At 40.6% G+C, this 20,018-nt stretch carries 12 protein-coding genes and 1 pseudogene; 8 read left to right on the top strand and 5 right to left on the bottom strand.

Features of this window, described 5'->3' with window-relative positions; genetic code table 11:
• Nucleotides 1-74: 74 nt before the first annotated feature.
• The 3 genes from DP114_RS12895 to DP114_RS12885 all read left to right on the top strand — a co-directional run bounded on the left by DP114_RS12895 (nucleotide 75) and on the right by DP114_RS12885 (nucleotide 3,541).
• The gene (locus DP114_RS12895) at nucleotides 75-1,274 is read left to right on the top strand and encodes a sigma-70 family RNA polymerase sigma factor (RefSeq protein WP_171976267.1); all 1,200 of its coding nucleotides are present in this window, start codon (nucleotides 75-77) and stop codon (nucleotides 1,272-1,274) included.
• Nucleotides 1,275-1,286: 12 nt separating this feature from the next.
• The gene (locus tag DP114_RS12890; RefSeq protein WP_169266741.1) at nucleotides 1,287-2,465 is read left to right on the top strand and encodes a DUF1822 family protein; all 1,179 of its coding nucleotides are present in this window, start codon (nucleotides 1,287-1,289) and stop codon (nucleotides 2,463-2,465) included.
• Between the two features lie 158 nt (nucleotides 2,466-2,623).
• On the top strand, nucleotides 2,624-3,541 hold the full coding sequence (locus DP114_RS12885; RefSeq protein ID WP_171976266.1) for an ABC transporter permease: 918 nt from the start codon (nucleotides 2,624-2,626) through the stop codon (nucleotides 3,539-3,541).
• Nucleotides 3,542-3,629: 88 nt separating this feature from the next.
• On the opposite strand, the gene DP114_RS12880 is transcribed toward DP114_RS12885, so the two are convergent.
• A complete protein-coding gene (locus DP114_RS12880) occupies nucleotides 3,630-4,190 on the bottom strand; it encodes a hypothetical protein (RefSeq protein WP_171978180.1) in 561 nt (186 codons plus the stop codon).
• The gene (locus tag DP114_RS12875) at nucleotides 4,187-4,840 is read right to left on the bottom strand and encodes a phycobiliprotein lyase (RefSeq protein ID WP_171976265.1); all 654 of its coding nucleotides are present in this window, start codon (nucleotides 4,838-4,840) and stop codon (nucleotides 4,187-4,189) included. Before DP114_RS12875 ends, DP114_RS12880 begins: the two co-directional genes overlap by 4 nt.
• 1,258 nt (nucleotides 4,841-6,098) lie before the next feature.
• Here DP114_RS12875 and DP114_RS34395 point away from each other — a divergent pair.
• From DP114_RS34395 to DP114_RS12855, 4 genes are all read left to right on the top strand, one after another.
• Nucleotides 6,099-11,066 carry a hypothetical protein gene (locus DP114_RS34395; RefSeq protein WP_216669995.1) on the top strand — a complete coding sequence of 1,656 codons (4,968 nt, stop codon included), beginning with the start codon at nucleotides 6,099-6,101 and terminating at the stop codon, nucleotides 11,064-11,066.
• A 354-nt stretch (nucleotides 11,067-11,420) separates the two neighbouring features.
• The gene (locus DP114_RS12865; protein ID WP_216669994.1) at nucleotides 11,421-15,152 is read left to right on the top strand and encodes a substrate-binding domain-containing protein; all 3,732 of its coding nucleotides are present in this window, start codon (nucleotides 11,421-11,423) and stop codon (nucleotides 15,150-15,152) included.
• A 520-nt stretch (nucleotides 15,153-15,672) separates the two neighbouring features.
• Nucleotides 15,673-16,596, top strand: a complete 924-nt coding sequence (locus tag DP114_RS12860; RefSeq protein ID WP_246163149.1) for a pentapeptide repeat-containing protein — start codon at nucleotides 15,673-15,675, stop codon at nucleotides 16,594-16,596.
• Nucleotides 16,597-16,605: 9 nt separating this feature from the next.
• Complete coding sequence (locus DP114_RS12855) at nucleotides 16,606-17,961, top strand: AAA-like domain-containing protein (protein WP_171976262.1); 1,356 nt, start codon at nucleotides 16,606-16,608, stop codon at nucleotides 17,959-17,961.
• Nucleotides 17,962-18,070: 109 nt separating this feature from the next.
• On the opposite strand, the gene DP114_RS12850 is transcribed toward DP114_RS12855, so the two are convergent.
• Together DP114_RS12850 and DP114_RS12845 are read right to left on the bottom strand one after the other, a co-directional pair.
• On the bottom strand, nucleotides 18,071-18,382 hold the full coding sequence (locus DP114_RS12850; protein WP_171976261.1) for a hypothetical protein: 312 nt from the start codon (nucleotides 18,380-18,382) through the stop codon (nucleotides 18,071-18,073).
• Nucleotides 18,383-18,538: 156 nt separating this feature from the next.
• Nucleotides 18,539-18,685: pseudogene (locus DP114_RS12845) on the bottom strand (photosystem I reaction center subunit XII); the annotation flags it as partial.
• A 359-nt stretch (nucleotides 18,686-19,044) separates the two neighbouring features.
• On the opposite strand from DP114_RS12845, the gene DP114_RS12840 reads away from it, so the two are divergent.
• On the top strand, nucleotides 19,045-19,215 hold the full coding sequence (locus DP114_RS12840; protein ID WP_169264966.1) for an NblA/ycf18 family protein: 171 nt from the start codon (nucleotides 19,045-19,047) through the stop codon (nucleotides 19,213-19,215).
• A 154-nt stretch (nucleotides 19,216-19,369) separates the two neighbouring features.
• On the opposite strand, the gene DP114_RS12835 is transcribed toward DP114_RS12840, so the two are convergent.
• Nucleotides 19,370-19,990 (bottom strand): transposase, encoded by a 621-nt coding sequence (locus DP114_RS12835; protein WP_256379390.1) that lies wholly within the window; start codon nucleotides 19,988-19,990, stop codon nucleotides 19,370-19,372.
• Nucleotides 19,991-20,018 lie beyond the last annotated feature (28 nt).

Here is a 20,018-nt window from a genome sequence, read left to right as displayed (position 1 = left end):
GTCATGCGCCTATATATTTATGTCATGATCCTTTTTTAAGTTATTTAGTAGACCATTTACGAGTTGCTTAGTTTATGCGTCCCCGTCAAGGTATTACTGAGCTATTTACAACTTTCTTACAATTCGACGCTGACAGAGTCATTGGTTGGGCTAGCGATGCTAAACTACGTCGAAATATGCTCAACTCTCAGGCGCGTCTATCAGAACCAGAAAATTCTGATAATTTTTGGGTTGCTTTTTGGTATAAATTGTGGCATGAAAAACCTGAAAGTCTGGGAAGAGGACATCTGTCAGCTTATTTACAAGAAGTATGCTATTGGGCAGCTCACAAAACAGTTGCTAGTTTTTCCCCTGGACAAAACACTTTGTCAGACTGCTTCCAAATGGTAGCAACTCGCACAGATAAAGTTTTGAAAGGCTTTAAACCCGAAATGGGTTTTAACCTCAAGAATTACGCCAGTGCGATTTTTAGCAGCGAGATCAAGGAAATGCTGCGCCAGCAGAACGAAGTTGATATTTGTACTGATTGGCGATTGTTGCGCAAAATCACTCAAAAGCGGTTAGTGGAATCTTTACAAAATGTTGCACTGAATCCGGACATAATAGAGCGTTATGTATTAGCTTGGAAATGTTACCAGTCCCTATATGCTCCACAGCAACCAACTAATACTCGCAAACTGACAAGACCAGATGATGCTACATGGAAAGCGATCGCCCAACTTTATAACTTTCAACGCCAGACTCAACTTTCACAACCAGGAGCAGAGTCTAGTATTGAAACAATAGAAAAATGGCTACTTGCTTGTGCAAAAGCTATCCGCGCTTACTTGTACCCAAATGTGAATTCCCTGAATGCCCCGAAAGGGGAGGACGATTCTGGGGAATTCCAAGATTTTTTACCGCAACTCCAGCAGGAATCCTTACTGACAGAAGTGATTGCTCAAGAAGAACTGCTTGAACGACAGTCAAAGCAATCACAAATCAGTACTGTCTTAATCGCATCTTTGAACGAACTGGATCCAGAAGCGCAAAACATCATAAAACTTTACTATAGCCAGGGGTTGACTCAACAGCAGATTGCACAAGAATTAGGAGTGAAGCAGTACACTGTTTCTCGTCGGCTCGGCAAGTCTAAAGACACATTATTACTCAAACTTGCTACTTGGACTAAAGAATCGCTGCATATTTCTCTAGACTCACTGGTACTAAGCTATATCAGCACAACTTTAGAGGAATGGTTAAAAGTTCACTATAGCCGTCCCTCCCTACAATAGGAGCACATCACCATGACATTCAACCAAAGCACACTAACACTGACAAACTCTACAGATTTGTGGTTAGAAATTCCTGAAACCGAGCAAACAAAGGCTTGGGAACAAAGCCAAGCTTTTTCTAGTTCTAATCGTCGTTGGATTGCGTATCTCAACCGCTTAAGCTTAAACACTTTTTTACCTTGGGTACGGGATGAATACGCTCCTGATGCGACTGCTTTTCCTAAAGCAGCGGCTAATCCAAGCATTTGGGAAGTCGTCAATGGTACAGGTATTTCCTTTGGAACGTCACGAATGGTATTGATCCCGACTGAGGCGGTTGATTTGGACGAATTGCGTGTTCCTCAAGAATGGGTGGACATTCCTAGCTGGAGTGCTGATTATTATGTAGCAGTGCAAGTCAATTTGGAAGAGGGCTGTATTCGGGTTTCGGGGTATACAACCCAAGCGCAACTTAAGAATATGGGAACTTATGATGCGGGCGATCGCGCTTACTGTTTAGATGCAGAAAATTTGATTTCTAATCTAAATATCCTGTGGATGGCGCGTCAAATATGTCCAGAAGAAGTGACTCGCACAGAAACTGCCCCCTTACCAACTTTATCTGTCACACAAGCAGAAAACTTGCTTAAACGTTTAGGAAATTCCGCGCTTATCCTACCACGCCTGGCAGTACCGTTTCAAACGTGGGGAGCACTCCTAGAACATGGAGGTTGGAGACAACGTTTGTACGAACAACGTCAAGGAATGCAACCACAGTGGTCGATTCGTGAATGGGTGCAAGGTGGTGTCTCAGATTTTGCCCAAAAATTTGGTTGGGGAAGTATCGAGTTACAGTCCAGTTTTCAAGGATCACGGGGTTCAGTACAGGAAGCTGAATTGCCAACAATGGTACGGAGATTAACCATTGATGGACAAGGATACGAATTGCGGTTACAACCTAAAGGTAATATTGAAAATAATATATGGCGCTTTGAACTGCGAAATGGAAATAGAGACGAGCGGATTCCCAGTGGATTTATATTGAAACTCCTGACTGAAGATTTACAGCCATTCGATGGTAATCAAGTAAAAGCTACAACTCCTAAAGAGAGACTTTACATTGAAGTCGCTTTGGGCGAGTCTCGCGAAGGATTGGTTTGGCAGATAGAGCCAACTCCAGAAGACTATGAATCTGAAATATTGTATTTTTAAGTAGTCATTATAAACTGCGTTCACCAACATACAAAAAAATCTTCTTTCCCTGACTTCTTATTTTCAAAACGCTGCGTTCAGCAACACACAAAAAAAATCTTCTTTCCCTGACTTTTTATTTTCAAAACACTGCATGAAAAAATTAGTTTTAGAAACTTGTGTCTACTCAAATTCCTCATCCTCAATTACATTCCCCAAGTGATATTGCCAAAGCGCCAAAATGGGAGCATCCACGGCTAAGCTGGCTACAACCCTTGGTACTGCTTGCACCAGCGGGAATTTGGTTGTTACTTTTGCTGGTGCTACCAACACTGATCATTTTTGAGTTGAGTTTGGTACCAAATATTCGACCTGGGGATTTAGTCAATCCCAGTGGATTGGATAATTACATCCGGATATTTGACCCTTTATATTTGCAAGTTGTGGGGCGATCGCTCTTTTTTGCACTCACCTCCACAATCATTTGTTTAACCTTGGGTTTCCCAGTCGCTTATTGGATTGCTCAAATGGCACAAGAGCGTTGGCGAAATTTGCTTCTGATTGGCTTTGTCTTGCCTTTGTGGACTTCCTCTTTACTCCGCTCTTATGCTTGGATTACAATTTTGCGTCCGACTGGATTACTCAACAGTGTTCTTAGCAGTTTGAGTTTACCAACTTTAGATGTCCTTAACAGCAGTCCAGCCGTCTTAATTGGCATGAGCTACAGCTTGCTGCCTTATATAGTTTTGATTTTATATGCAGCGCTAGAAAAACTAGATAAGCGTTTGCTAGAAGCAGCAGCTGATTTAGGCGCGAATCCTATACAAACTTTTTGGAAAGTCACGGTTCCACAAACTCTCACTGGAATTACCAGTGGTTCTTTTTTGGTATTTATCACTGCATTTGGGGATTTTGTCAATCCAGAATTACTTGGCGGTGCTTCTAGTATGACAGCAGCGCGGCTAGTTTATAATCAGTTTCTTGGATCTACTCAAAATTGGGGATTTGGTTCGGCTTTAAGTATGACGATCATCTTGGTTGTCAGTCTGGCTATTGCTCTTTTAATTAAGTTTGGCGAGGCGACACCAAGGCAATAACAATTCAAAATTCAAAATTCAAAATTCAAAATTCAAAATTAAAGACAGTTACAGTTGGGGATAGTTCTACAGGCACCATTAATTCAGTTTAATCGCCGTGGTGAAGGGTTTCTCCTCTCCAAAATGCCAACGGGTCTAGGATTGAAGGGTAGGGGGGCCAGCTACGTAAGATTGTCGCGTCCATTTGCGCCCCAGGTGTTTCTAGTCCTAGCCCGAGACAGAGATGGAACAGAACCGCTGCAAAATCTTGATGATGACCGGGAGTACCTAGATGAGCATGGGCATATTCATGAGCAACAATACTCAACCAATTCTGTGGAGCGACTCGACCTGCATCGATTAAGATTGTGATTGGGATTGTCGAAATGTTACATAAACCATCTAGCCCAAATGATTGAGCTAGGGGAACTGCAAAGATTCTCATAGCGCGACGTACTTCAGGGTAGAAACATTCGTGGCAAGCTTCTAGACAGTTTCGCAGAGATTCATTTACCACATCAATGTTTTTGCCAATCCAAGTACAGATGGTCATGCGATCGCGTAGGTTCTCCATCACATCCACCATCGCTGGATCTAGCACAAAGCTTTGTGCCACCCGCAGATACTCGACTCCACGGGTGTATGCGTCAGTGCTATGACAATCAATCACCAACCTAACAAAGAGAAATATTGTGGGGAGGTGTCTTGTCGGGCTTGAAGGACTTCTTGAGCTTGAGTCGGGGTTACATCCGATACGATCGCATCCCCCTGATTAACTTCTGGATGGCTCAATGAATCTGCCCCAACGCGGCTTTCAGTGCAGAATGATGCTGTGTTGAATCCGCCGAAGCGTTTCACTGTACTGCAACGCATTCGCAAATCAGGACTGGCAAACCAGAACCGCTCAATTGAACTCATGGTGTCATATTCGGTGATCAGAACCAGTCCACCATCATCATCCATGTGGTACTGACCAACAACCGGCACGATTTCAGCATAGCCTCTATCGCGCAGTAATCGACCTTGCCGAGGATTATCTGTATCAGGTACCAAAGCGAATACAGTGTTTCCCTCGTGATTTTCGCCCTCTTGATCCCAGCCCATTGAGCCTCCCCATCTGACGCTGCAACCCCCAATAGCCAGACTTGCATCAATCTGATGGAATTCACATAAAGCAATGATTTCTGGATCGTCCGCCGCCAGAGCATCTACCTGGATTTGCGACTCACCAACCTCAGATCGTTTGAAGGCGAGGTGATGGGTTGTGCGTTGCGATCGCCAAGAACCAGCACTTTGTTGAAAAAACTCCATTGCGTCCATCAATAAGTCCAAGCCTCCAAACTCAAATATTTGTTCCCTAGTCTACTCTTTATCATAAAGCTTGAAAGATTTGATTGAAGCGACCTATTACGCACTTTATAAATAAACTATTATATGAATTGCGCAAAAAGTGCCAACTTCCGTGCGGTTCTGCAATAGTCAGATTTCGCAAGAATTTCCCTCTATCTACTGGTGCATAAGTTGATTTTGCTTGCATTTATATAAAGGAAGGACAGCAAATAACTGTCCGTTTGCTCATTTTCGCAATGCCAGAGATAATTATGCCTTACCAGCTTGTAATCCTGTCGATTAAAGAGATTCAGCCATTTTCGTTTCCAACAGACTTTGCAGCCATTTCATTAAACTTCGTGGCAGTTGTCGGGAACGCTTAACGCTTAACAGAACCATCAAAAATCTCACTTTTGCAATCTTGTCTATTATTTACCGTTCTACAACACTTGGACAAAGCTAGTACCGCTGGCGTAGGCATTGTATTTTTTTAGATAAAATCGGAAAAATTATAATTTTGGATAAAGTCTCGCTTAGCAAAATCTTATTTTTTGTTCACAAATATGTGAATTTTATGAATTGACAATAGCACATATCTTATGATTACTATTTAAAATTTCTATCTTTTTTCTTAGTAAAAATCAATACCAAGTATGTTGAAAAATAAGCCAAATTGTGTAGTAAGATATATGTGAATATCTATCAAGAAATAAAAAAATATGAAATTTATATATTTTTGTATTCCAACAAAGCAAGTAACCTAATAAAAGATGTAAAGTCTTCTAATCATTTAATGCTCAAAAATATTTGAGATAGTTCTGTAGCTATTTTCACGTAAGTAAACCACAGTCCTAGCGAGCCAAGGCATTGTTGGTTCATTTATGATAAAACTGCTGTCAAGCCAAAATGGTAGGAATTAACACTGTTTCAATAAAAATTCAATCTAAGTATCCCAAACATATAAATTTTCCTGCGCCTTGGCGCAGGGGAGTTTGAACAGGCTTAAAGTGTAGACGGCAGACGGCAGTTTGCATATATGAATAATTTTGCGTACGCTTTGCGCTTACGTAACAATGTGCATTGACAGAGTTTGGAGGAGTTCGCAATTTCCGTGCTAACTCCTCTGTAATACTCCTGCCAAAAGATTTGCCTTGGGTTACCAAACTAAATCTGCCTATGAAGTTCAAACGGGATCTGTATGAAATTATTCGGTTTCCAATTCAACCAAAAGGGAAAAAAAGAAAAAAGCATGAGTAAACAAGCAAACTCTATACCTCCTGTTGATTTAGTCATTGTTATCGATACGAGTCCATCGATGAAAGACGAAGCACAGGGTTTGAGTAATGCTGCTGCTGCTGCGATCGCCAAAGCCAAATCCAGTTGTCCTTCAGACTTAAGGGTTGTTTGGTTAGGCATAGAAGGTACTTGGAAAGGTACAAGCTTTGATCAAACTATCAGAGCCTATCTGACTCAAAAGTGCAAGGTGTCAGAATCCAAGCTCAGGGGTCGAAAAAAAGGACAAGTTGCAGACGCAGGAGCTCAAGAAGATGCAGCTCGCGCCATTGAAGATATCTCAGATTATTTTGACTGGCGCTCAGATGCAACACGCGCGATCTTTTATCTCGGCGATGAAGCGCTCGAAGGGGGCGGAGATAAAACAGATCGAGAGGATATTAAAGCTGCTGATTTAGCTATTCAAAAAGCCCAAGCAGCAGGAGTGACTGTTCACACCTATTTTGGAACTTCAAAGAGCAAGCATCAAGAAAGTATCAAAACCGAATACGCCAGACTTGCAACCTCAACAGGTGGACAATCTTTTACGGATAAAGACGCTATCAATGGTTTTAGTGAAGTCTTAGAAAAAGTTATCTGTGGGAGTCGCACAGCTAAAACTATTAAACTCAAACCCGGCGCAGTTTACATTCAAGATTGTGTCTCCAATCGATTAAGCAAACTTTACACTCTGGATTTAGCCAGAGGTAAAGCTACTTTTATTGGCGAGATAGTCACAGAGGTTTCTGACATTGCTTTTGTCGGTTCTCAACTATATGGACTTACTCGAGATGGCGACAAGACTCGACTGGTTAAAATTGACCTAAATTCAGGTGATGCCACTGTAGTTGGTGATATTGGCTTTGCCTGTGCTGGCTTAGCATATAATCGCCAGCGTCAAACCCTCTACGCCACAACTGCTAAACAGCTGATTGCTATTAATCTCGAAACAGGTAAAGGTACATTAGTATTTGCGGTAGCAGGTAAAGACTACAACTGTGGCGAAGTTGCCTTTGATGCTGATGGCAAAGCTTATATTACCTTGATTGGTTACAACAAGAAGAAGTTATTAGCAAGCTGCAACCTCGATACAGGTGAAGTCAAAACTATCGGGGACATTGGCTTTGCTGCTCTTGCCAGCATGGAATTTGTTGGTGATGTTCTCTATGGCGTGACTGGCAACTTCTTTAAGTTAGGTAAAGACGGTCAGTTAATCCGTATCGACACTACCACAGGTAAAGGAACTTTAGTTGCCACAACCGATCCTATCTGTCGTTGGGCAGGCATCACTCTTTATGAACCAGCAACGGTAGTAACGACGAAAACCACTTCAGAAGTTAACTCACCAGCAAGGGTAGTAACAACCCAAAGCACCTCAGAAGTCAACTTACCAGCGACGGTATTAACGACCCAAACCGCTTCAGAAGTCAACTCAGAGGAAAAATCTGAAAAGACAAAAGTTTCTCAAGAAATTAAAGCTATCAACGAGGAAGGTATGAGCGTTTTAACAATCGATACCAAAAACAATTGTTATGTTATCAACCCTGATCAAATGAACAATCTGCAACAAAATGTTGCAACTTCATTTACTTTTCAAAAAGGGACTTTTGATATCAGAATTACTAGCGGTCACTACAGATATGCCAAAGCAAAAAAAGAAGGAGAACCTTTTGTTCTACTCTGGATATATGGGGCTGATGGTAGTACATTTATCAATCAAAATACAGGGTTTGAGGTTGGCGCAACTTGGACAACCTTAAATGGTTATAATGATAGTTTGAAATTAGAAGTAAAACAAAAAGCAGTTCTTCATGCCTTGTTTTTTGATGTTAGCAACAATGACAATAGTGGATCAATTAGCCTTTTAATAACCAGTAATAAGGCTTTCTTCAATCCTCAAACTTTAACAGTAGATAGCAAACGCAATAGTTATGTTCTAGATGAAAACTACCTGTCGAGTTTGAAGCAGTCGGAAGGTAACTTCGTTGAGTTAAATCCCGGAAACTATCGCATCAAAATCCGTGAAGGCAGTGCTAGCTATTGGTCAGATAGCAAGAAGTTTAACATAGAACCTTGGGCTTTACTTTGGGTCAAAGGCGGAAAGTTTATTACAAAACTAACTGGCATTGAAGTTGAAGAAAGTTGGTCTTCCTTGAATGGTCTCAAAGATGAAGTCATTTTAGAGGTCAAAGAAAAAACAACCATTACAGGTTTATTTGTTGACACCTATAAGGAAGATAACGAAGGACAAATTATTCTGGCAATAGAACCAGTGAGTGCAGCTGAACTGGCTGAGAAGAAAAAGCAAAAGACAAACACAACAAGCACAACCAAGACTGTCACAAGTCAAGGACAAACCACTACAACGAAGACTGTGACAAATATTCAAAGCACAGGTGGACCTGTCAGTCGTGAACCAGTGGGTGCGAACAGCTCAAGCGAGACTGTGACAAATATTCAAGCCACAGGTGGATCTGTCAGTCGTGAACCAGTGGGTGTTAACAAGTTCACCATACAGATTAACGAAGCCGAGTACAAGCAGAAGTTAGAAGAACGCTTGCAGCAGATTAGTGCATCTTTCAAGGTGATAAATGAAAATGATGCTGAGCTAGAAGCTAAGTATTGGGATCAGCTCGAACATTGGCTCTTGAAGAATTATGAGAAACACTTCAAGAACCTGGCTATAGAAGTAGAGAAAGTCAGGTACACGATGGATGCCTATGTAGAGCAGATGGAGTTTAGTGTCACTCAGCACTTGCAAGACTGGTCTGGTTACATAGATAGGCTTCTGCAACAAAGGATTAACGTTGAGATATCTCAGAGAATTAACCAGCAGATCAGCCAGTACTTTGACCAAAACTTTGAGCAAAAGATACGCAGCAATATCGGATTAATTGTCAACAATATTCTCAATAAACAGGAACTCAACCAGTACATTGATCGGCATGTTAATCAGCAAATCGACCAAATCTTTGAGCAAAAGATACGTAGTAATATCGGATTAATTGTTAACAGTGTCTTACGTAAGCAGGAACTTAACCAGCACATCGACCAACATGTTAATGGGCAAATTGACCAAACCTTCGAGCAAAAGATACGTAACAATGTCGAATTAATTATTAACAACCTTGTAAATCAGCAGCAACTCAACCAATACATAGATCGCCATGTTGATGGGCAAATCGACCAAACCTTTGAGCAAAAGGTACGCAATAACATCAACCTAATTACTCAAAATATTGTCAACAACAATACTGACCTTGACCAGTACGTCAGCCAGCAAATTGACAACACCTATGAGCAAAAGATACGAAATCACATCCCTGCGATAACTCGCAACATTGTGAATAACAATGAGCAATTAAACCAGTACTTCGACCAGCGCTTACAGCACAGTGTCACCAACAACACTGACGTGAACAACCAGATTGTCAACTTGGTTGCCAACAGTACTGAAATTAACAACAAGATTTCAAACCTGCGCAACGAGTGGAATCAGACATTCATCAATCTGGCTACACAGCATGTGGATGAACTGAGCAACATCGTCGGTGGTACAGATACATTCAACAGACTGATTATTCAGAAAATTGTCAATAATAATACTGACATTGACCAGTACGTCAGCCAGCAAATTGACAACACTTTTGAGCAAAAAGTACAAAATAACATCTCTGCGATTACTCGCAACATTGTGAATAACAATGAGCAGTTAAACCAGTACTTCGACCGACGCTTACAGCACAGTGTCACCAACAACACTGACGTGAACAATCAGATTGTCAACTTGGTTGCCAACAGTACTGAAATTGACAACAAGATTTCAAACCTGCGCAACGAGTGGAATCAGACATTCATCAATCTGGCTACACGGCACGTTGATGAACTGAGCAACATCATCGGTGGTACAGATACATTCAGCAGAGTCATTACCCAGAAGCTTGTTAATCATAATGCTGATATTGACCAGTACGTAAGCCAGCAAATCGACAATACTTATGAGCAAAAGGTACAAAATAACTTGCATCTGATTACTCAGAAGATTGTCAATAATAATGAGGGCTTAAATCAGTACATCGACCGACGCTTACAGCACACTGTAAACAACAACACTGAAGTGAACAACGAGATTGTCAACTTCGTTAGTAATAGTCCAGAAATTAACAACAAGATTTCAAACCTACGCAACGAGTGGAATCGGACATTCATCAATCTGGCTACACAGCACGTCAATGAACTGAGCAACATCATCGGCGGTACAGATACATTCAACAGACTGATTACTCAAAACCTTGTCAATGATAATATTGAACTCAACCAGTATATCAGCCGACAAATCGACAACACTTATGAGCAAAAGGTACAAAATAACTTGCATCTAATTACTCAGAAGATTGTCAATAATAATGAGGGCTTAAATCAGTACATCGACCGACGCTTACAGCAAAATGTAACCAACAACATTGAAATAAATAATGAGATTGTCAACTTCGTTGTCAACAGTCCAGAAATCAACAACAAGATTAACAACGTCTACAGAGATATTGACATCAAGATTGACAACGTCCGCAACGAGTGGAGTCAGACATTCATAAATCTGGTGAGACAGTACGTTGACCAAGTGATCAACATCATAGGCGACACAGACACATTCAATACCCGGATCGCAAATATCATCAACATCAAGGTGGATGATCTTGTCAATCAAATCATCACAACCAAGAACGAATTGACTGTGCTGATGAACAATTCAGACAGACAACTCTATGAGTGGACTCTGGGAGAACTCATGGCAATCAAAGGCTGCTTAACCGACCGTGAGGTTCTTGTCGAGATGCTAGTCACCTTTAGCGCTGAACTCAGAACCAAGCTGGATGGAACCGCCTGCGTAGACATCAAGAGCGTCAAGCCGTTCAAACCTGCCTTGCTACAACCTAAGCAATAAGAGCAGATTGTCATCATCAACAAACAGACTTGTTCATAACTGCGGTCTGGATGAGCAAGCCAATGTAATTGCCACCCTGAATAACTACATCAAATTGTCACCCGTGCAACCACATTAGTATTTAGGAGGTTAATAACCAGAATTACATGATTTGATTGTGGGACGGGCATTTTGCCCGTCTTTTACTAAAATAAGGAAAATTAAAAAAAATGAAACTAATGAAACATCATACTGTTCCCAAGCATGAAAACAGTATTTGCTTTCGTCCCTGCGTAAAACTGCTAACTGTTATTGAGGTCAATATAAATGTTTCGCTCTAAAAAATCCTTTAGGAAAAAATTTGCGCAGATTGTGATGGCAGTGCTAGGCCTGACAGCTACTCACTCGCTAGTGGCATCTTTGCCATCGATTCTGCTCGCTCCTGTTGTTGCTCAATCTAACAGTCCAAGCCCCTCTTTCCCGCTTCCCAATTCACTACCGAGTGGGACAACGGTGAAAGTGGACGGTTCGAGCAGCATGACAGTAATTAATCAAGCGTTGAGAAAACGGTTTGAACAGAAGTTTCCGGGCACCAAAGTTGAGCTGGCATCGGGTGGAACAGATGGAGCATTAGCAGCACTGCTGCGAGGTGACATCAATATGGCAGCCATTGGACGCCCACTCACGGATAAGGAGAAGGGTCAGGGACTTGTTGCCACTCCTGTTAGTCGGGAGAAGATCGCGATTATCGTAGGTTCTGACGATCCATTTAAGAAAAACCTCACCTTCGAGCAGTTCGCCAAGATGTTTCGAGGGGAGATCACAAACTGGTCACAGGTAGGAGGCACTCCTGGTAAGATTCGATTTATTGACCATCCCGAGTATAGCGACACGCGGCGTTCGCTGAGCACTTACGCTATTTTCAAAAAAGCCCCGTTTAAAAATGGAGCTAACACAACCAGGCTGTCCCAAGACGACACTGCAACGATTGTGCAGGCACTGGGTAAGGATGGAATTAGTTATGCGATCGCAGATCAAGTACTGAATTTGCCGAATGTCCGGGTTTTGCCCATGCACAAAACCATGCCTACTGATCCCCGTTATCCCTATTCCCAACCTCGGGGGTATGTTTATCGAAAGGAAACTGCTACTCCAGCAACCCTAGCTTTTCTGGGCTTTGCAACTTCAGCACCGGGACAAGAAATTTTAGCAGCTGCCAAACAGCAGGAAGCTGAAGCAGTGCGCCAATCTATAACGAGTGGTTCTAGTGCAGCAATCAGTGGTTCCGGTTCAGCAACCAGTGGTTCTGGTTCAGGAACATCAGTAGTAGCCACTGGTTCTTCTCCCAACCCTGCATCTACTGCTAATGTTGCGCTTGTACCTACAGCTAGTGAGGCAACCGGGCAAGGATTTCCCTGGTGGTGGCTTCTCTTGTTAGCAGGAATTCCTTTACTAATATTACTTTGGTGGTTACTTAACAGACGGCGACGCAGAACAACTGAAATTAACAACGAAATTGTGAACTTGGTTGCCAACAGTCCTGAAATTAACAAAAAGATTGAGAGCCTGCGTAACGATTGGAATTTGGCTTTTATGAGTCTGGCTGCACAGCACGCCGATGAACTGGTCAACACAATAAGTAGCCGAGAGGCATTTAACAGAATTATTGCCCAAAAGCTTACCAATAATGATGCTGATTTGAACCGCTACATCAACCAGCAAATCGACAACACCTATGAGCAGAAGATCCAAAATCACATTCCATTGATTGCTCACAACATTGTCAATAACAATGAGGAATTAAAGCAGTACATTGACCGACGCTTACAGCATAGTCTAAACAACAGTCCGGAAATTAACAAAAAGATAGAGAGCCTGCGTAACGATTGGAATCTGGTTTTTATGAGTCTGGCTACAGAGCATGCCGATGAACTGGTCAACACAATAAGTAGCCGAGAGACATTCAACAGAATTATTTCCCAAAAGCTTGTCAATAATGATGCTGATTTGAACCGCTACATCAACCAGCAAATCGACAACATCTATGAGCAAAAGAGCCAAAATCACATTCCATTGATTGCCCGCAACATTGTCAATAACAATGAGGAATTAAAGCAGTACATTGACCGACGCTTACAGGATAGTGTAAACAACAGTCCTGAAATTAACAACAAGATTGTAAACCTGGTTGCCAACAGTCCTGAAATTAACAAAAAGATTGAGAGCCTGCGTAACGATTGGAATCGGACATTCATTACTTTGGTTACACAGCATGTGGATGAGAGAATGAACACAATAGGTAGCCGAGAGACATTCAACAGACTTATTACTCAGAAGCTTATCAATAATAATGCTGAATTTAACCAATACATCAGCCAACAAATCGACAACACCTATGAGCAGAAGATCCAACATCACATTCCATTGATTGCTCACAACATTGTCAATAACAATGAGGAATTAAAGCAGTATATTGACCGACGCTTACAGGATAGTGTAAACAACAGTCCTGAAATTAACAACAAGATTGTAAACCTGGTTGCCAACAGTCCTGAAATTAACAAAAAGATTGAGAGCCTGCGTAACGATTGGAATCGGACATTCATTACTTTGGTTACACAGCATGTGGATGAGAGAATGAACACAATAGGTAGCCGAGAGACATTCAACAGACTTATTACTCAGAAGCTTATCAATAATAATGCTGAATTTAACCAATACATCAGCCAACAAATCGACAACACCTATGAGCAGAAGATCCAACATCACATTCCATTGATTGCTCACAACATTGTCAATAACAATGAGGAATTAAAGCAGTATATTGACCGACGCTTACAGGATAGTGTAAACAACAGTCCTGAAATTAACAACAAGATTGTAAACCTGGTTGCCAACAGTCCTGAAATTAACAAAAAGATTGAGAGCCTGCGTAACGATTGGAATCGGACATTTATAGATCTGGTTACACAGCACGTGGATGAGATGATCAACACAATAGGCGATCAAGAGACATTCAACAGAGTTATTTCCCAAAAGCTTGTCAATAATAATACTGATTTGAACCACTACATTAGTCAGCAAATTGACAACATTTATGACCAAAAGCTCCAACATCACATCCCATTGATTACCCACAACATTGTCAATAACAATGAGGAGTTAAACCAGTACATTGACCGACGCTTACAGCATCGTGTAAACAACACTGAAGTGAACAACGAGATTGTCAACTTAGTTGCCAACAGTCCTGAAATTAATAACAAGATTGAGAACCTGCGTAACGATTGGAATCGGACATTTATAGATCTGGTTACACAGCACGTGGATGAGCTGATCAACACAATAGGCGATCAAGAGACATTCAACAGAGTTATTTCCCAAAAGCTTGTCAATAATAATACTGATTTGAACCACTACATTAGTCAGCAAATTGACAACATTTATGACCAAAAGCTCCAACATCACATCCCATTGATTACCCACAACATTGTCAATAACAATGAGGAGTTAAACCAGTACATTGACCGACGCTTACAGCATCGTGTAAACAACACTGAAGTGAACAACGAGATTGTCAACTTAGTTGCCAACAGTCCTGAAATTAATAACAAGATTGAGAACCTGCGTAACGATTGGAATCGGACATTTATAGATCTGGTTACACAGCACGTGGATGAGATGATCAACACAATAGGCGATCAAGAGACATTCAACAGAGTTATTTCCCAAAAGCTTGTCAATAATAATACTGATTTGAAATACTACATCAGTCAGCAAATTGAGAATATTTATGACCAAAAAATACAAAATGAAATCTCTGTGATGATCCAGAATATTAGCCAGGAAATCGATAACACTCATATCAACCAAATCATAACAACTAAGAACGAACTGATTGTACTCATGAACAGTGCAGACAGACAGCTCTATGAGTGGATTCTGGGAGAACTGATGGCAATTAAAGGCTGCCTAACCGACCGTGAAACTCTTGTCGAAACGCTAGTCACCTTGACCACTGAACTCAGAACCAAGCTAGATAGAACTGCCTGCGTGGACATCAAGACATTTAAGCCGTTTAAACCTGTGTTAGAGTTAAACCAATAAGTAAGTAATTGCAATTACAGCCATTTTCAGGTAAATAAACCACAGTCCAAGGGAGGCAAGGCATTGCACCCTTACAAACGGTGTGGTTCATTTAAATGAAAACTGCTGTAAATATAAGATGTCTGTAGCGTTAATGTAGCGGACAAGCGAGAGCATACGGATCCAAGTGAAGCTGGGGTCAGTCTTTGCTCAGCCTTCACTTGCATCGCAATGACAAGCGATCTTATATTTATAGCAGTTGCCAGGTAGATTAGGACATCAACTAATGAGAAAACACGGAAACCACGGGATTTTCAAGCCTGCTCCCTGCTCCCTGCTATATTTTGACCCATCTACTTAACAGCAGATTATCATTATCAACAAACAGACCTCTTAATAACTGCGCTCTAGACTAGCAAGACTACGAATGAAAAAAAGAGAAGTCTGATTTCATACAGATCTCCTAGTGGCAAAAACTGAATATCCAAACGGGACTCCCCTGAATCTATTGAAAATGAAAAATCAAAAATCAGGAAAGAATGTGAACCCAAATGACATTCCTCAAGACTATGCAGCAATGGAAAGAGAATTCCAGAACCTGAGCTTCAGTGAAGCTTCCTTGAGCGGTGTAGATCTTAGTGGTACAGATTTTAGTCATGCCAATTTCAATGGTGCTGATCTCAGTAAGGTAAACTTGAGTGGAAGTAAATTGGTTTGGGCAGACTTGAATCGAGCTAATTTGAATCAAGCTAATTTGAGTTGGGTAAATCTATTTCATGCTTCTCTGTTATGGGCAAATCTCAATGAGGCGACTTTAAGCGGAGCTAACTTAAGTAGCGCTCGATTAAATCATGCCAACCTAAAGTTTGTTAAATTAATAGAGACAAATTTAACAGAGGTTGATTTGCAAGGAGCAGTTTTAACTCACGCTGATTTAACTAGGGCGAATCTTTTCAAAGCAATTCTCAAAGAAACTGATTTGACTGACGCAAATCTTGATGATGCCATTCTCAGGGAATCTAACTGTGAAGGTGCTATTTTGCGTGCGGCTTGCTTGCGGCGGGTTGACTTGGAGAAAGCGCAATTACAAGAAACAATTTTGAATGAAGCTGACTTGACTAAAGCTGATTTAATTGGTGCAGATTTGAGTCATGCTGATTTAACTAATGCAATATTAGTGGAAGTTTCTTTGGAATTAGCCAGTTTGTTAAACACAGATTTGAGTGGATCCAATTTAGAACAAGCTTCCTTATTTAATGCCAACCTAGAAGGTGCAGTGCTAAAGAGGGCAAATCTGAGAAATACAGATTTAAGACACGCGAATTTTAAAAACGCCTACCTTGAAGGAGTTGATTTTTATGGTTCTCGTGTCAAAGGAGCGCTTTTTAATGATGTTGTTGGTTTAACCGCTCAACAAAAACAATGGCTAAAAGGAAATGGAGCTTTAAATATATGTTACCTGTAAAAATAGATAATGATCACAGAAAAAATTCTCGAATCAATAGAAGGGATGATTCTTGACAAAACAGGAAAATCGCTCTCGTTTATCCAAAAAACTATTTTGTCCGAATCGATATCTGAAACAAAAAAAACCTATCCACAAATCGCGACAGAAAACAACTACTCAGAAACCTATATTAAACAAATAGTTGCCCCTAAATTATGGCAACTCATTTCAGATATTGTTGGGGAAAAAATAAATAGAACGAATTGTCGTGCTGTTCTAGAGCAACGACTGGAAACTTTATCTTTGCAGATAACATCCGAGCCTGCACAGACGCAACGAAAGATAGCTTTAGAATCTCCAGAAGGACAAGTTCCTCTTTCTTCTACTTTGTATATTGAGCGGGATTTAGAAAAAATCTGTTATCAAGAAATTCTCCAACCTCGTGCATTGATTCGCATCAAAGCACCTCAAAAGATGGGGAAAACTTCCCTAATGACAAGAATTCTCGCTTATTGCAACTCTCATAATTATTATACAGTACGGTTAAGTTTAAATTACGCTGAAACAGAAGTTTTCACCTCATTAGAAAAATTTATGCGCTGGTTCTGTGCCAATGTTACTCATCAATTGAAACTAGAATCAAAGCTGGAGGATTACTGGGATGAGGAAATAGGTACTTTGATGAACTGCACTATTTATTTTCAAGAATATCTATTACAGCAAATCTCTAGTCCCGTTATCTTGGCATTAGATGAAGTGAATAAGTTGTTTGAATATCCGAAACTAGCTCGTGATTTTCTCGCACTATTACGCTCATGGCATCAGGAAACGAGAGATATTTCGATGTGGCAAAAAATTCGGTTTATCATTGTTCAATCTACCGATATTTATATTGCCTTGGACATTAATAAATCTCCCTTTAATATAGGATTAGCAATTGATTTACCTCCTTTTACAAGATTCCAGGTAGAAAAGTTAGTACAGCGTCACGGACTCCAGATGACATCTTCTGTACTGGAACAATTAATGGAACTCACGGAAGGATTTCCTTACTTAGTGCGGCTGGCGTTGTATCATACTGTAAATGATGATATTTCATTAGAAAGTTTACTGCAAAATGCCATAAATGATAACGGTATTTTCAGGAATCATTTACAAGAACAATTGTGGTATCTCCAACAATATACTGACTTAGCAGATGCTTTTCAACAAGTCATAATGGCGACTGCGCCGATTCCGTTAAAACAAGAGATAGGGTTTCAGTTAAAAAGTTTGGGATTGGTAAAGCTTTTAGGAGAACAAGCAAGTATTAGCTGTGGATTATATCGAGAGTATTTTAGTTATTACTTTAAACGGAATTCCAAAAAAAAACCTTATAGTTAGTCTAAAATAGTCAATAATTATGTGATTTCCAGCAATTTTACAAGCTACATCAACGATTAAAATGTGTTCGGTCTGGTATTAAACCCCAGAGTTGTCCTGGGGTTATTCATTAGCTATCTTCAAATGTAAACCACTTACCTTTAACCAGTTCTTGACGGTGTTCTGGTAATATATCTGCCATAGCATCTAACCTAGATAGGTATATAAGGTATCGTCCTAAATGCTGGGGTTTTAATAGATCGAGTGGTCTTAAAGGAGTCTGTTTGTCGTCTTGATCTTCGTATTTCCAGTCTGATATAACTCGGTAATGCTCACCCATTTTGGCTACTACACAGTACTGTAAAACAGGCTGCCCTAGGAAAAGTGTGGAGCGATAAATACGAGTTAACTCTGGCTCTACACAGATGTCCTCTTGGTTCATTAGTTTTTCTCCTGGAACTAGTAGTGGTACTTATTAGGTTGCCCAGCCAGTCAGGCAGTGCTGCAGTCCTTGTTTCTCTTATTCGTTTGTCGTTGCGATTGTCCGGATAACTGGCAGCGATACGCACAAGCTAAAGCCTCTGGCTTATCGCACTTTGGCATAGCCCCGATACAGACGAAACATGCGGGTAAAACCAACTGTTTTCTGACCGAGTTGGGTAGAAAAACCGCGATAGCAGGGGACAATGAAATCGCCAAAGCTGACATCATACTCCGCCGAGTCGATATAGGAGTCGATATCTGCATTAAAGCTTTCATTTTTGATGACACCAACTTTAAAAAAGTTAACTAAACTTTAGATAATTTGCCAAGAACAATATGTGGAGTGAACTACCTACACTCTTCACAAGCCGAGGTAGTTTATACGATCAAATCTTCATCCCATCGGTTGATCTTTTTTCCTACCGGAGTTCCTACCGGAGTATCATATTCAGGTTGGTTCTATTGTCAATTTTTTGTTATATTAGTTAACAACAGGATAAAGATCTAAATACTTATAAAAAAGTGTAGTGAAAGGTTGTATTTAATACAGTGATAATTGAAGTCTGAATTTTATTGGTTATTTCACATCTCACTAAATTCACACCATTTGAGGCAATTATCATGGAACTTCCGATAGAACTTAGCTTAGAACAAGAATTTAGCCTGAAAACATATGAGCGACAGGTCAAAGGACTGAATGAGGAGCAGGCTCAGGGGCTGCTGTTGGAAGTCCTGCGGCAATTAATGATTAAAGAGAATGTGATTAAGCACCTGATCGCCCAGATAGAGTAGGTTAGACGCTCATTGGCTTTGAGTCAAAAGTCCATAACAAAAACAAAGCCGACAACAGGACTAGGCGTCCGACTCACCCCGCCCATAAATTTGATCTGCCCCACACTGTTAGGCGCGATCGCTCTAGTACAGCACGGCGTAAATAAACCAAGTATTAGACAGCTAACACTTTACCCTTATATGTCCACTGAAAAGGTTTAGCCATTGTTTTATTAAAGTAGTCGATAAATTCAAGAATTCGGGTTTTTAGGTCATCCTGACTCTTGAAGCTAGCACGCTGAAGTAACTTACGAACCAAAATACTGAACCAAATTTCAATCTGGTTGAGCCAAGAAGAGTGTTTAGGGGTGTAATGGAAAACAATTCGATGTGTTTTGTCACTTAAAAAAGCAGCACGGGATTTCATGGATTTGAGTATTCCCCTTTTTCCTTTAATACCCAGATCGATATTCAAACCTTCTTTTTCTGCAACCAAACGAACCAGCGATTCAGACTGATGCGTATTCAGACAATCCATGATTAGATGCCATTTTTTAGCATTGGGTTCACTTTCAATGATTCGACGAATATTGAGAACAAAATCAACTTCTGTTCGAGAATCTCCACAAGTAGGCTCGATAATCTTACCAGTAGCGACATCAAAATTAGCAATTAAACTCTGTGTACCGTGACGAATATACTCAAACTCCCTTCTTTCAACTTTACCAGGTCGCATCGGTAAATCTTTTTCTAGACGCTCTGTAGCTTGAATACCCGTCATTTCATCAATTGATATTGTACGCTCTGCGTTTTGATAACGTTCA

The sequence above is a fragment of the Brasilonema sennae CENA114 genome, assembly GCF_006968745.1.
Taxonomy (GTDB): Bacteria; Cyanobacteriota; Cyanobacteriia; order Cyanobacteriales; family Nostocaceae; genus Brasilonema; species Brasilonema sennae.
This window is presented reverse-complemented; position numbering and strand designations above follow the sequence as displayed.

What these genes read in the sequence shown, in the direction of transcription:
- DP114_RS12875 (WP_171976265.1), bottom strand. Translation starts at nt 4,840, where the DNA reads ATGGACGCAATGGAGTTTTTTCAACAAAGTGCTGGTTCTTGGCGATCG.
- DP114_RS12850 (WP_171976261.1), bottom strand. Translation starts at nt 18,382, where the DNA reads ATGAACCAAGAGGACATCTGTGTAGAGCCAGAGTTAACTCGTATTTAT.
- DP114_RS12895 (WP_171976267.1), top strand. Translation starts at nt 75, where the DNA reads ATGCGTCCCCGTCAAGGTATTACTGAGCTATTTACAACTTTCTTACAA.
- DP114_RS34395 (WP_216669995.1), top strand. Translation starts at nt 6,099, where the DNA reads ATGAGTAAACAAGCAAACTCTATACCTCCTGTTGATTTAGTCATTGTT.
- DP114_RS12855 (WP_171976262.1), top strand. Translation starts at nt 16,606, where the DNA reads ATGATCACAGAAAAAATTCTCGAATCAATAGAAGGGATGATTCTTGAC.
- DP114_RS12840 (WP_169264966.1), top strand. Translation starts at nt 19,045, where the DNA reads ATGGAACTTCCGATAGAACTTAGCTTAGAACAAGAATTTAGCCTGAAA.
- DP114_RS12890 (WP_169266741.1), top strand. Translation starts at nt 1,287, where the DNA reads ATGACATTCAACCAAAGCACACTAACACTGACAAACTCTACAGATTTG.
- DP114_RS12865 (WP_216669994.1), top strand. Translation starts at nt 11,421, where the DNA reads ATGGCAGTGCTAGGCCTGACAGCTACTCACTCGCTAGTGGCATCTTTG.